Annotated in this window: 12 protein-coding genes; 1 reads left to right on the forward strand and 11 read right to left on the reverse strand. The window is 62.9% G+C overall.

Going from position 1 to position 11,841, the window contains the following annotated elements; all coding sequences use genetic code 11:
• Window positions 1-17 precede the first annotated feature (17 nt).
• Window positions 18-1,334, forward strand: coding sequence for a lytic murein transglycosylase (locus J5X93_RS22935; protein WP_043211191.1), 1,317 nt, complete (start codon window positions 18-20; stop codon window positions 1,332-1,334).
• A gap of 84 nt (window positions 1,335-1,418) precedes the next feature.
• On the opposite strand, the gene J5X93_RS22940 is transcribed toward J5X93_RS22935, so the two are convergent.
• From J5X93_RS22940 to rsfS, 11 genes are all read right to left on the reverse strand, one after another.
• On the reverse strand, window positions 1,419-2,357 hold the full coding sequence (locus tag J5X93_RS22940) for a S66 peptidase family protein (protein WP_182816501.1): 939 nt from the start codon (window positions 2,355-2,357) through the stop codon (window positions 1,419-1,421).
• Window positions 2,358-2,451: 94 nt separating this feature from the next.
• Complete coding sequence (lipA, locus tag J5X93_RS22945; protein WP_043211188.1) at window positions 2,452-3,471, reverse strand: lipoyl synthase; 1,020 nt, start codon at window positions 3,469-3,471, stop codon at window positions 2,452-2,454.
• Window positions 3,472-3,473: 2 nt separating this feature from the next.
• The gene (lipB, locus tag J5X93_RS22950) at window positions 3,474-4,121 is read right to left on the reverse strand and encodes a lipoyl(octanoyl) transferase LipB (RefSeq protein ID WP_090346793.1); all 648 of its coding nucleotides are present in this window, start codon (window positions 4,119-4,121) and stop codon (window positions 3,474-3,476) included.
• On the reverse strand, window positions 4,121-4,396 hold the full coding sequence (locus tag J5X93_RS22955; protein WP_043211184.1) for a DUF493 domain-containing protein: 276 nt from the start codon (window positions 4,394-4,396) through the stop codon (window positions 4,121-4,123). The genes lipB and J5X93_RS22955 overlap by 1 nt, the downstream gene beginning before the upstream one ends.
• 73 nt (window positions 4,397-4,469) lie before the next feature.
• Window positions 4,470-5,630 (reverse strand): D-alanyl-D-alanine carboxypeptidase family protein, encoded by a 1,161-nt coding sequence (locus J5X93_RS22960; protein WP_043211181.1) that lies wholly within the window; start codon window positions 5,628-5,630, stop codon window positions 4,470-4,472.
• 238 nt (window positions 5,631-5,868) lie between these two features.
• A complete protein-coding gene (locus J5X93_RS22965; RefSeq protein WP_043211179.1) occupies window positions 5,869-6,867 on the reverse strand; it encodes a septal ring lytic transglycosylase RlpA family protein in 999 nt (332 codons plus the stop codon).
• Complete coding sequence (gene mltB / locus J5X93_RS22970) at window positions 6,867-7,889, reverse strand: lytic murein transglycosylase B (RefSeq protein WP_180962724.1); 1,023 nt, start codon at window positions 7,887-7,889, stop codon at window positions 6,867-6,869. Before mltB ends, J5X93_RS22965 begins: the two co-directional genes overlap by 1 nt.
• 5 nt (window positions 7,890-7,894) lie before the next feature.
• Window positions 7,895-8,998 carry a rod shape-determining protein RodA gene (gene rodA, locus J5X93_RS22975; RefSeq protein WP_052352461.1) on the reverse strand — a complete coding sequence of 368 codons (1,104 nt, stop codon included), beginning with the start codon at window positions 8,996-8,998 and terminating at the stop codon, window positions 7,895-7,897.
• Between the two features lie 38 nt (window positions 8,999-9,036).
• Window positions 9,037-10,926 (reverse strand): penicillin-binding protein 2, encoded by a 1,890-nt coding sequence (gene mrdA, locus J5X93_RS22980; protein ID WP_250034036.1) that lies wholly within the window; start codon window positions 10,924-10,926, stop codon window positions 9,037-9,039.
• Between the two features lie 17 nt (window positions 10,927-10,943).
• Window positions 10,944-11,411 (reverse strand): 23S rRNA (pseudouridine(1915)-N(3))-methyltransferase RlmH, encoded by a 468-nt coding sequence (rlmH, locus tag J5X93_RS22985; protein WP_043211172.1) that lies wholly within the window; start codon window positions 11,409-11,411, stop codon window positions 10,944-10,946.
• A gap of 9 nt (window positions 11,412-11,420) precedes the next feature.
• Window positions 11,421-11,840: a ribosome silencing factor gene (gene rsfS / locus J5X93_RS22990; RefSeq protein ID WP_043211169.1), complete on the reverse strand. Its 420-nt coding sequence runs from the start codon at window positions 11,838-11,840 to the stop codon at window positions 11,421-11,423.
• Window position 11,841 lies beyond the last annotated feature (1 nt).

The following is an 11,841-nucleotide window of genomic DNA, read 5'->3' on the forward strand; positions in this document are numbered from 1 at the left end:
CAATTCTGGATCTGTGCATGCCCTTTCGTCTGTCCCTGCGCTGGCCGTCTCGCCAGCTGATCGCAGCCTCCAGCTTCATCCTGCTCGTCGCCTGTGCGGAAAAACCCACCGCCGCCGACGCCTTGCCGCTGGCCCCCGCGCAGCCTGCGCCGAACGTGTCCCTGCCGGGCACCACGCCTGACACCAGCAACGACATCCAGCCCCTGCAAACCTTCGCCCAATGGCAGGCAGGCTTCCGCCAGCAGGCCTTGCAAGCCGGCATCAGTGCCAACACCTTCGATCGCGCCTTCCTAGGCGTCACACCCGACATGGACGTGATCAAGGCCGACCGCAGCCAACCCGAATTCGCCCGCCCGGTGTGGGAATACCTCGACGGCGCCCTGTCGCCGCTGCGTGTGCGCAACGGCAAGAAGCTGCTCGAGCAACATGCCGAGTTGTTGTCGCGCATCGAGCAGCGCTATGGCGTCGACCGCCAGGTGCTGGTATCGGTCTGGGGCATGGAAAGCAACTTCGGCCAGTTCCAGGGCAACAAATCAGTGATCCGCTCCCTGGCCACCCTGGCCTACGAAGGCCGTCGTCCGACCTTCGCCCAGGACCAACTGATCGCCGCCCTGCAGATCCTGCAGAACGGCGACATCCAGCCCGAGGCCATGCGCGGCTCCTGGGCCGGCGCCATGGGCCAGACCCAGTTCATTCCGACCACCTATAACACCCACGCGGTGGACTTCGACGGCGATGGCCGTCGCGATATCTGGAACAGCACAGCCGATGCCCTGGCATCCACCGCCCACTACCTGCAAAGCTCGGGCTGGAAACGTGGGCAGCCGTGGGGCTTCGAAGTCCAAGTGCCCGCAGGCTTCGACTATTGGCTGGCCGATGGCGTGCAGCGCAAGAGCGTCAGTGAATGGCTGCAACTGGGCGTGAAACTGCCAGCCGGCACCCAGCTGCCTGCAGGCAGCAGCCAGCTGTCCGCCGCCCTGCTGCTGCCGGCAGGGGCTCGTGGCCCGGCGTTCCTGGTGCTGGACAACTTCCGGGCGATCCTGAAGTACAACAATTCCTCGTCCTACGCCCTGGCGGTCAGTCTGCTGGGTGATCGCTTCTATGGCTGGGGCTTCATCGCCGGTAGCTGGCCCAAGGACGATCTGCCACTGAGCCGTAGCGAGCGCATCGAACTACAGGATCTGCTCAACGCCAGCGGCCACGAGGCCGGCAATGCCGACGGCATCATCGGCGCCAATACCCGCAAGGCCATCCGCAATGCCCAGCAGGCGCTGGGTTGGCCGGCAGATGGGTACCCGACCCACAAGCTGCTCGACAGCCTGCGTCGTCGCTAACCTGGCAACGAGCGCAGCCCTGTGGGAGCGCGGGTAGACCCGCTCCCACAAGCTTATGCAAGCCTCAAGGCCAGCGCCCAGGCCTTAGCGCTCAAACAACGACTGCTCCAATGACAGCCGCATGGCCTGACTGTCCAGCCTTACCCTGGCCCCCAGCGGCAGACACAGGTTGGGATCACAATGCCCACTGCGCCACCCCGCCAATACCGGGATACCCAACGGCCCGAAGATATCCTTCAGCAGCGGCGTCATCGCCGGCACGGTGATTCCGGCAAAATCGCCCACCAGCACACCGCGAATCCCGTCCAGTTTGCCGGCAAGACGCAATTGGGTGAGTAGCCGGTCTACGCGGTACAGCGGCTCGTTGACATCCTCGATGAACAGGATACAGCCCTGGCTGTCGATCTCGCCCACCGTCCCCAAGGTCGCACACAGCACCGATAGATTGCCGCCCAGCAAACGCCCGCTGGCCATGCCAGGGGCCACGCAGGTCAGTGGATAGGCATCGGGATGGGCCAGTACATCGCCCTGGTGGACCTTGCCGTGCAGTTGATCGAACAATGAACTGACGGTCGGCTCCTGCTTCGCGCCGAGCAGATCGGCATTGAGCATGCCGCCATGGAAAGTGATGAGCCCAGCGTGGCGCTGGAGCGCCGTGTGCAGGGCAGTGATATCGCTATAGCCGACCAGCGGCTTGGGGTGTTGGCGGATCAGGTCGAAATCGAGCCGATCCAACAGCCGCATGCTGCCATAGCCACCGCGCATGCACAGGATGGCGTCGATTGCAGGATCGGCAAACGCCCCATGCAAGTCATCCAGACGCTGCTGGTCTGCGCCGGCCAGATAGCCTTCGGCCTGACCGACGCCCGGAAACAGGCGGCACTGGTAGCCTCGGTCGGCAAACCACTGGCTTGCCTTGCGCCCGTCCAGCCGGGCAGGGCCGGCCGGGGCGACGATGGCAAAACAGGCATTGCCGGGCAGCGCTGCAGGCAGAGATGCATCCAGGGTTTCAACGCAGTTCATCGAACAACTCCTTGCACGTACAGGGGCAGCTCTCGGAAACAAAAATGCCGATGCCGCCTTCCGGCGTGCATCGGCATCGATCACTCAACCAGGCTCAGAGCTTGATCTTGGCTTCGTGGGCCTGTTGGTCGGCGTGGTACGAAGAGCGCACCAGCGGGCCGGAGGCAACGTTCTTGAAGCCCATCTTGTACCCTTCCTCGGCGAACCAGGCGAAGGTATCCGGGTGCACGAAACGTTGCACCGGCAAGTGGCTGCGCGAAGGCTGCAGGTACTGGCCCAGGGTCAGCATGTCGATGTCATGCTCGCGCATGCGGTGCATTACTTCGATGACTTCTTCGTCGGTCTCGCCAAGGCCGAGCATCAGGCCAGACTTGGTCGGTACATGCGGGACCATCTGCTTGAACTTCTGCAGCAGGTCCAGCGACCAGTCGTAGTCCGAACCCGGACGCGCAGCCTTGTACAGGCGCGGTACGGTCTCAAGGTTGTGGTTGAACACATCCGGCGGCTCCTGGGCGGTGATTTCCAGGGCAACGTCCATGCGCCCACGGTAGTCCGGCACCAGGGTCTCCAGCTGGATGCCAGGCGACAGGGCGCGGATTTCGCGGATGCAGTCGGCGAAGTGCTGGGCACCGCCGTCACGCAGGTCATCGCGGTCCACCGAGGTGATGACCACGTACTTCAGGCGCAGGTCGGCGATGGCCACGGCCAGGTTCTTAGGCTCGTCGAGGTCCAACGGCTTCGGCCGGCCGTGGCCGACGTCACAGAACGGGCAGCGACGGGTGCAGATGTCACCCATGATCATGAAGGTCGCGGTGCCGCCGGAGAAGCACTCGCCCAGGTTCGGGCAGGAGGCTTCTTCGCACACGCTGTGCAGCTTGTGCTTGCGCAGCAGTTGCTTGATGCGGTCGACCTCCGGGGAAACCGGAATGCGCACGCGAATCCAGTCCGGCTTCTTCGGCAGCTCTTCGGTAGGGATGATCTTGACCGGGATACGCGCGACCTTTTCAGCACCGCGCAGCTTCACGCCTGCTTCGACTTTCTTTGGCGCGGGACGCGCGGCGGCGTCCTGGGTGGGTACCGGGTTCGGCACGGCTTCTTGCACAGTTGTTGTCATATTCAGTCGATTCCGCCCGTGAGGGTCGTCTGCTCAGCATAGTCGAGGTGCTTGACCAGCTGTCCGCGCAGCCTTGTCCTGACCTCGGAGAGTTCGATCGGACCTGCCAGGTCACGCAACTGGGTCATCGCCAGCCCCGCATACCCACAGGGGTTGATTCGGCGGAATGGCGCAAGGTCCATGTCCACGTTCAGGGCAAGGCCGTGGAACGAACGGCCATTGCGGATTCGAAGGCCGAGGGAGGCGATCTTCGCCCCGTCGACATAGACGCCAGGCGCATCGGGCTTGGCCACGGCCTGGACGTCATAACTGGCCAGCAGGTCGATCAGGCTGTGCTCGATCCGGGTGACCAGCTCGCGTACACCAAACCCCAGGCGACGAACATCCAGCAACAGGTAGGCCACCAGTTGGCCGGGGCCATGATAGGTCACCTGGCCGCCACGGTCGGTCTGCACCACCGGGATGTCGCCGGGGACCAACAGGTGCTCGGCCTTGCCAGCCTGGCCCTGGGTAAAGACCGAGGGGTGCTCGACCAGCCAGATTTCGTCCTGGCTGTCCGGGCTGCGCTGCTCGGTAAAGCGCCGCATGGCCTCCAGCACCGGTTCATAGGGCTGCAGGCCAAGATCGCGAAAACCGAGGCAGGAAGGCATCAGAGCACCATTTTAACGATGCCGGTCGCGCGCAGGGCGCTGTTGATATCGTGCAACTGGTTCTCGCTTTCGGCAACGATGTGCAACTGCACCGTGGTGTACTTGCCTTCCTTGCTCTGGCGCTCGGCCAGGGTGGACAGATCGACCTTGGCATACTTGCTCAGGATCTCGATCACGGTGTCCTTGAAACCGACCACGGTATCGCCGATTACCTTGATCGGGTAATCGTCGCAGGGGAATTCGATCTTGTGCGACTTGACGTCAGGTTCGCTCATGGCGGAAACGGCCTCGTAAGCCGTGGCAACAACAACGCCCCTGCAGGATACGCAGGGGCGTGCAGGTCACGTATCAGTTGAACAACCCGTAGAAGAACAGACGGATGCTATCCCACATACGGCGGAAGAAACCACCTTCCTCGACGCCGTCGAGGGCGATGAGGTCGGCGCTGTGAACCACTTTCTCGTCCAGTTTGACTTCAACTTTACCGATCACGTCACCTTTGGCGATCGGGGCGGTCAGTTGCGGGTTCATGGTCATCGAAGCCTGCAGGCGCTTCAATTGGCCTTTAGGCATAGTCAGGGTCAGGTCGTTGGCGAGGCCGGCCTTCACCTGGCTGGTGGCGCCTTTCCAGACCGGGGATTGGGTCAGCTCGGTGCCCTTCTGGTAGAAGGTCTGGGTTTCGAAGAAGCGGAAGCCGTAGGTCAGCAGCTTCTGGGTCTCGGCGGCGCGGGACTGTTCGCTGTTGGTGCCGAACACCACGGCGATCAGACGCTGGCCGTCGCGGACGGCCGAAGCCACCATGCAGTAGCCGGCTTCGTCGGTGTGGCCGGTCTTCAGGCCGTCGACGGTTTTGTCACGCCACAGCAACAGGTTGCGGTTCGGCTGCTTGATGTTGTTCCAGTAGAACTCCTTCTGCGAGTAGATCGCATAGTGGGCCGGATCTTCGTCGATGATCGCGCGCGCCAGCAGGGCCATGTCGTGGGCCGAGGAATAGTGCTCCGGGTTCGGCAGGCCGGTGGGGTTCATGAAGTGGCTGTTGCTCATGCCCAGGTCGGCGGCGGTCTTGTTCATCATGTCGGCGAAGGCATCTTCGCTGCCGGCGATGTGCTCGGCCAGGGCGACGGAGGCGTCGTTGCCCGACTGGATGATGATGCCGTGCAGCAGGTCGCTGACGCTGACCTGGCTGCCGACCTTGATGAACATGCGCGAGCCGCCGGTGCGCCAGGCATTCTCGCTGACGGTGACCGGGTCGTTCTCGCCGATCTGGCCACGACGGATATCCAGGGTGGCGATGTAGGCGGTCATCAGCTTGGTCAGGCTGGCCGGCGGCAGGCGTTCGTCACCGTTGTTCTCGACCAGCACGTTGCCGCTGGACGCATCCATCAGTACATAGGACTTGGCGGCCAGTTGCGGTGGCGCTGGCATCATCTGCTCTGCTGCGAACGCAGCAGGCATGATCATCAGCAGAACGGGCAGGCAAAGTCGTTTGGCAAGGTTGGTGATGTTCATCCGTCTCTCGAAAATCGCTAATGGTCTGATGTTCCCTGGGACACGTCATGTGCCCAGCGCCAGTCAGGCTGGTTTTGCGGCCATGGGCCTGGCCCGCGAAATGCGGCTTTGTGTCGCGGCGGGCAAAAGCCAACATTGTACATGGGAGCGCCCGGCAATTCATGACAAAACCGACAGCTTGAGTGGCAAGCCCCTCTCAGCTTGGCGCTTGCCGCTGGTCGCTAGCCGCTCGGATAGCTCAGTCGGCAGTGACCAGCTTGGCCTGCCCCAGGTTGGCCAGGCGAATGCTGTCCTGGGCCTGCTGAATCTCGCCCTGGCTGTTGATTGGTCCAAGGCGCACACGGTGCAGAGTCTGCTGGTTGCGCACGATGGAGCTGATGAACACCGGCGCACTGACCATGGTGCTCAGCTTGGCGCGCAGCAACTCGGCGGCATCGGGGTTGGCGAAGGCGCCCACCTGCAGGAAGCTGCCACCGTTGCCGGCAGGCACATTGTTGCCGCCCACCTGGACCGGCACGACGGGTGCCGCGTGTTGCTGCGGCGGCGGAGTCCATTGCTCGACCCGGCCGGTGTTGGCCGGAATCGCCTGGGTCTGGGCGACCTGGGGCTCCTTGAGCACCATCGGTGGCTGCTGGCCCCGCTGGGCCCACCACTGCTGCGGGTCGATGCCTTCGACGCGCACGTGCGCCGTGCCGATCTCGGCGTAGCCGAGCTTCTTCGCCGCGGCGTAGGAAAGGTCGATGATACGGTCGGAATAGAACGGGCCACGGTCGTTGACGCGCAGGATCACGCTGCGACCGTTGGCCAGGTTGGTCACCCGCACGTAGGCAGGCAGCGGCAAGGTCTTGTGCGCCGCGCTCATGCCATAGAGGTCGTAGAGCTCGCCATTGGCGGTGTTCTGGCCATGGAACTTGGTGCCATACCACGACGCCGTCCCCTCGGCGCGGTAGTTGCGCGAGTCCTGCATCGGGTAGTAGGTCTTGCCCAGCACGGTGTAGGGGTTGGCTTTGTAAGGACCGGTATGTACGGTCGGCGTGGCATCGGGAATCTTGTTGACGTCCACGTCCCACCAGGGCGCACCGTCCTTGTGGGCACGGTTGATGTCCAACCCTGGCTTGGAGCGAACGACATTGCCGCTCTGCTGAGTCGGTCGGTTGGACGAACAGCTGACCAGCAGCACGGCGACAGTCATGCAGGTCAGCAGTTTGAGAGTGTTGGCAGAGATCTTTGCGCGCATTACTTGACGCCCCGTGCTTGAACCAGCTGTTCCGAAAGCTGATGCACCGCCATGGCGTACATCACGCTGCGGTTGTAACGCGTGATCGCGTAGAAATTCTTCAGGCCCATCCAGTATTCAGGGCCATTGTCGCCCTCCAGGCGGAAGGCGGTCACAGGCAGATCATCGCGCAGCGCATCATGACTCGACCAACCCAGGGCTCGCAACTCCCCAACGGTCTTGACCGGCTCGATACCCGTGGTCAGCCCCTCGTCGGCGCGCTCGCCGAGCACCAGGGCGCGACTGACCACCGGCTCACCGGCCACCCAACCGTGACGCTTGAAGTAACTGGCGACGCTGCCGATGGCATCGGTGGGGTTGTTCCAGATATTGATGTGGCCGTCGCCGTCGAAATCCACGGCATAGCTGCGGAAGCTGCTGGGCATGAACTGCGGAAGGCCCATGGCCCCGGCGTAGGAACCCTTCAGGGTCAGCGGATCGAGTTGCTCTTCACGAGCCAGCAGGAGGAACTCTCGCAGTTCCTTGCGGAAGAACTCAGACCGGGGCGGGTAATCGAAGCCCAAGGTCGACAAGGCATCGATCACCCGGTAGTTGCCGGTATTGCGACCGAAAAAGGTTTCGACGCCAATGATCGCGACGATCACCTGAGCCGGCACACCGTATTCTTGCTCGGCGCGGGCCAACGCCTCCTCGTGCTGGCGCCAGAAGTCCACGCCACGGGCAATGCGCGCGTCGGTGATGAACATCGGGCGATATTCCTTCCACGGCTTGACCCGCTCGGCCGGACGCGAGATCGCATCGAGAATCGACTGCTTGCGCTGCACCTCACGGAACACGCCCATCAATTGCTCACCGGCGAAGCCGTAGTCGCGGGTCATTTCGCCGACGAACTCTGCCACCTGGGGCGAGCCATCATAATCACCGGCATTGGCCTGCTGGACTGCGCCGAACAAACCCATCGCGCCAATCCACGGCGCACAACGGGCAGCCCAGCCACGCACTACTTGCATGAAATTCTTCACCTTATTCAAACCTGTGCAATCCATTTGCGGTGCGTATGGATCGACATCAGAACGCCAAACGCTGACAGCAGCGTCACCAACGAAGTTCCGCCATAGCTAATGAAGGGCAGCGGCACGCCAACCACGGGCAGAAGGCCACTGACCATACCGATATTGACGAATACATATACAAAGAACGTCATGGTCAAGCTGCCTGCGAGCAACTTGCCGAACAATGTCTGGGCCTGGGCGGTGATCACCAGCCCACGACCGATCAGCAACAGGTAAATCAACAGCAACAGGCAGATGCCGACCAGACCGAACTCCTCGCCGAGCACGGCGATGATGAAGTCGGTGTGGCTTTCCGGGAGGAAATCCAGGTGCGACTGGGTGCCCAGCAGCCAGCCTTTGCCGAACACACCGCCCGAGCCGATCGCCGCCTTGGACTGGATGATGTTCCAGCCCGTGCCCAATGGATCGCTCTCGGGGTCGAGGAAGGTCAGGACTCGCTGCTTCTGGTAGTCGTGCATGACGAAGAACCACATCGCCACCGCCACCGGCACCGCTGCGGCGATCACGCTGATGATCCAGCGCCAGCGAAGCCCCCCCATGAACAGCACGAAGGCGCCCGAGGCCAGGATCAGCAGCGCAGTCCCGAGGTCCGGCTGGCGCACGATGAGAATGAACGGCACGCCGATCAGCACCAGGCTGATCGCCACATGCTTGAGGTGCGGCGGCAAAGTGCGCTTGGACAGGTACCAGGCAATGGTCGCCGGCATGATGATCTTCATGAATTCCGAGGGCTGGAAGCGGATCACCCCCGGGATGTTGATCCAGCGCGTGGCCCCCATGGCGTTGTGCCCCATGACGTCCACTACTACCAGCAGCAGCACCCCGACCACATAGGCCAAGGGCACCCAGCGCGCCATGAAGCGCGGCTCGAGCTGGGCGATGACGAACATCGACACCAGGCCGATGCCGAACGAGGTGGCCTGCTTGAGCAGCAAGTCCCAGTTCTTGCCACTGGCCGAATAAAGGACGAACAGGCTGCCGGCCGCCAGGGTCAGCAGGATGACCAGCAAAGGGCCATCGACATGGATGCGCTGCAGAAAGCTCGCACGCCGACGCATCACGTCCTCGCTGGAGAGCATGCGATCGAAATTGTTCTTCACTGGGCCGATTCCTGGACAACGGTGGCAGGCGCGAATTCAGGTTTGAGTCGGCCGTTCTCGTCGAGCAGCCAGGCGTCCATCACCTGGCGCACGACAGGCGCTGCGACGCCGGAGCCGGATTCGCCGTTCTCGACCATCACCGAGACCACGATCTTCGGATCTTCGGCAGGGGCAAAGGCAACGAACAAGGCGTGGTCACGGTGGCGCTCCTGGAGTTTGTTGCGGTCGTATTTCTCGCCTTGCTTGATCGCCACCACCTGAGCGGTGCCGCTCTTGCCGGCGATGCGGTACTGGGAGCCGAGCGCGGCCTTGCGGGCGGTACCCCGGGCGCCATGCATCACCTGCTCCATGCCATGGGTGACCTTGGCCCAGTCGGACTTGTCACGCAGGACAATGTCCTCCATCGGGTTCTCGTCCACCGGCGGCTTGCCTTCGATGGTCTTGGCCAGGTGGGGACGGTTCCACTTGCCCTTGTTAGCGATCAATGCGGTGGCCTGGGCCAGCTGCAAGGGCGTAGCCTGCATGTAGCCCTGGCCGATACCGAGGATCAGAGTCTCGCCAGGGAACCAGGCCTGGCGACGGGTGGCGCGCTTCCATTCGCGCGATGGCATCAGCCCGGGAGACTCCTCGAACATGTCGAGGGAAACCTTCTGGCCGATGCCGAACTTGTTCATGTAGCTGGACAGGCGATCGATACCCATCTTGTGGGCAAGATCGTAGAAGTAAGTGTCGTTGGAGCGCATGATTGCGGTGTCCAGATCGATCCAGCCGTCACCGGTCCGGTTCCAGTTGCGGTACTTGTGATCGTAGTTGGGCAATTGGTAGTAGCCGGGGTCGAACACCCGGCTGCTCGCGGTCACCACACCGCTGTCCAGCCCGGCGATGGCCACTGCCGGCTTGATGGTCGAGCCGGGCGGATAGAGCCCGCGCAAGACACGGTTGAACAGCGGCCGATCGATCGAGTCACGCAGCTCGGCATAGGCCTTGAAGCTGATGCCGGTGACGAACAAGTTGGGATCGAAACTCGGCTGGCTGACCATCGCCAGCACCTCGCCAGTACGCGGATCCAAGGCCACCAGCGCGCCGCGACGTCCGCCCAAGGCAGCCTCGGCAGCCTCCTGCAGCTTGATGTCAAGGCTCAGTACGATGTCCTTGCCAGGCTCCGGGTCGGTGCGCTTGAGCACCCGCAGAACCCGGCCTCGGGCGTTGGTCTCGACCTCCTCGTAGCCCACCTGGCCGTGCAGCTCGGCCTCGTAGAAACGCTCGATGCCGGTCTTGCCGATATGGTGGGTGCCGCTGTAGTTGACCGGGTCGAGGCTCTTGAGCTCCTTCTCGTTGATGCGCCCGACATAGCCCACCGAATGGGCGAAATGCGCGCCCTGTGGGTAATGGCGCACCAGCTGCGCCGCCACGTCCACACCCGGCAGACGGAACTGGTTCACCGCAATGCGGGCGATCTGCTCTTCGTTGAGCTCGAACAGGATAGGCACCGGCTCGAATGGCCTGCGCCCCTGCTTCATGCGCTTTTCGAACAGGGCCCGGTCATCGGGCGTCAGCTCCAGCACCTCGACGATGGTGTCGAGCACCTGGCGCCAGTCACCTGAGCGCTCACGGGTCATGGTGAGACTGAAGCTGGGACGGTTGTCAGCGACGATCACCCCGTTGCGGTCGAAAATCAGCCCGCGGGTCGGCGGGATCGGCTGCACGTGCACCCGGTTATTTTCCGAAAGCGTGGAGTGGTAGTCGTACTGGATGACCTGCAGGTAGTAGAGCCGGGCGATCAGGACGCACACCAGCAGCACGACCGCCACCGCGCCGACCACGACGCGGCTGCGCACCAGGCGGGCGTCTTTCTCATGGTCCTTCAGACGAATCGGCTGCGACATCGGACGGGCTTACAGGCTCATTTGTGGTAGGGGTGCCCGGACAGTACGGTCCAGGCGCGATAGATCTGCTCGCCGATCAGTATCCTTACCAACGGGTGCGGCAGGGTCAGTGGCGACAGCGACCAACGCTGTTCGGCGCGTGCGCAGACCTCCGGCGCCAGGCCTTCCGGGCCTCCCACCATGAGATTGACCGTACGCGCATCCAGGCGCCAACGATCCAGCTCGCCCGCCAGTTGCTCGGTACTCCAAGGCTTGCCATGGACCTCGAGGGTGACGATGCGTTCTCCGGGCTGAACCTTGGCCAGCATGGCCTCCCCCTCCTGGCGAATCAGGCGGGCGACGTCGGCATTCTTGCCACGGGTATTCAGCGGAATCTCCACCAGCTCCAGCGACAGCTCCGGGGGCAGGCGCTTGGCATATTCATGCCAGCCTTCCTCGACCCAGCGGGGCATGCGCGAGCCGACCGCGATCAGGCGCAGGCGCACAGCGTTTCCTCAGCCCCGGTCCTTGAGGTTTTCGGAATAGCTGTGAGCGTTTTCCGGGCTGTGGTGCTTGCCATCGGCGGAGCGGCTCTGCTCGGCACCCAGCCACAGGCGCTCGAGGTCGTAGAACTGACGCGCAGCGGCAGTCATCATGTGCACGATGACGTCGTTGAGGTCCAGCAGGACCCAGTCGCTGTCGCCCTTGCCTTCTTCGCCCAGCGGTTGCACACCCTGGAGCTTGACGATTTCGCGGACCTTTTCGGCCATCGCGTTGATCTGCCGGTTGGAAGTACCGGTGGCGATGATCATGTAGTCGGTCAGGCTGTGCTTTTCACGCACGTCGATGACCTGGATGTCCTGGGCTTTGACATCTTCCAAAGCCGATTTGGCCAGGTTGACCAGCTCTTCGCCGTTGATTTTCTGCTTGCTCATA

Origin of the sequence: Pseudomonas sp. BYT-1 (assembly GCF_023611805.1) — a bacterium.
GTDB lineage: Bacteria > Pseudomonadota > Gammaproteobacteria > Pseudomonadales > Pseudomonadaceae > Aquipseudomonas > Aquipseudomonas guariconensis.

Coding starts and splice junctions, on each gene's coding strand:
- J5X93_RS22935 (WP_043211191.1), top strand. CDS start 18: ATGCCCTTTCGTCTGTCCCTGCGCTGGCCGTCTCGCCAGCTGATCGCA.
- J5X93_RS22940 (WP_182816501.1), bottom strand. CDS start 2,357: ATGAACTGCGTTGAAACCCTGGATGCATCTCTGCCTGCAGCGCTGCCC.
- lipA (WP_043211188.1), bottom strand. CDS start 3,471: ATGACAACAACTGTGCAAGAAGCCGTGCCGAACCCGGTACCCACCCAG.
- lipB (WP_090346793.1), bottom strand. CDS start 4,121: ATGCCTTCCTGCCTCGGTTTTCGCGATCTTGGCCTGCAGCCCTATGAA.
- J5X93_RS22955 (WP_043211184.1), bottom strand. CDS start 4,396: ATGAGCGAACCTGACGTCAAGTCGCACAAGATCGAATTCCCCTGCGAC.
- J5X93_RS22960 (WP_043211181.1), bottom strand. CDS start 5,630: ATGAACATCACCAACCTTGCCAAACGACTTTGCCTGCCCGTTCTGCTG.
- J5X93_RS22965 (WP_043211179.1), bottom strand. CDS start 6,867: ATGCGCGCAAAGATCTCTGCCAACACTCTCAAACTGCTGACCTGCATG.
- rodA (WP_052352461.1), bottom strand. CDS start 8,998: ATGCGTCGGCGTGCGAGCTTTCTGCAGCGCATCCATGTCGATGGCCCT.
- mrdA (WP_250034036.1), bottom strand. CDS start 10,926: ATGTCGCAGCCGATTCGTCTGAAGGACCATGAGAAAGACGCCCGCCTG.
- rsfS (WP_043211169.1), bottom strand. CDS start 11,840: ATGAGCAAGCAGAAAATCAACGGCGAAGAGCTGGTCAACCTGGCCAAA.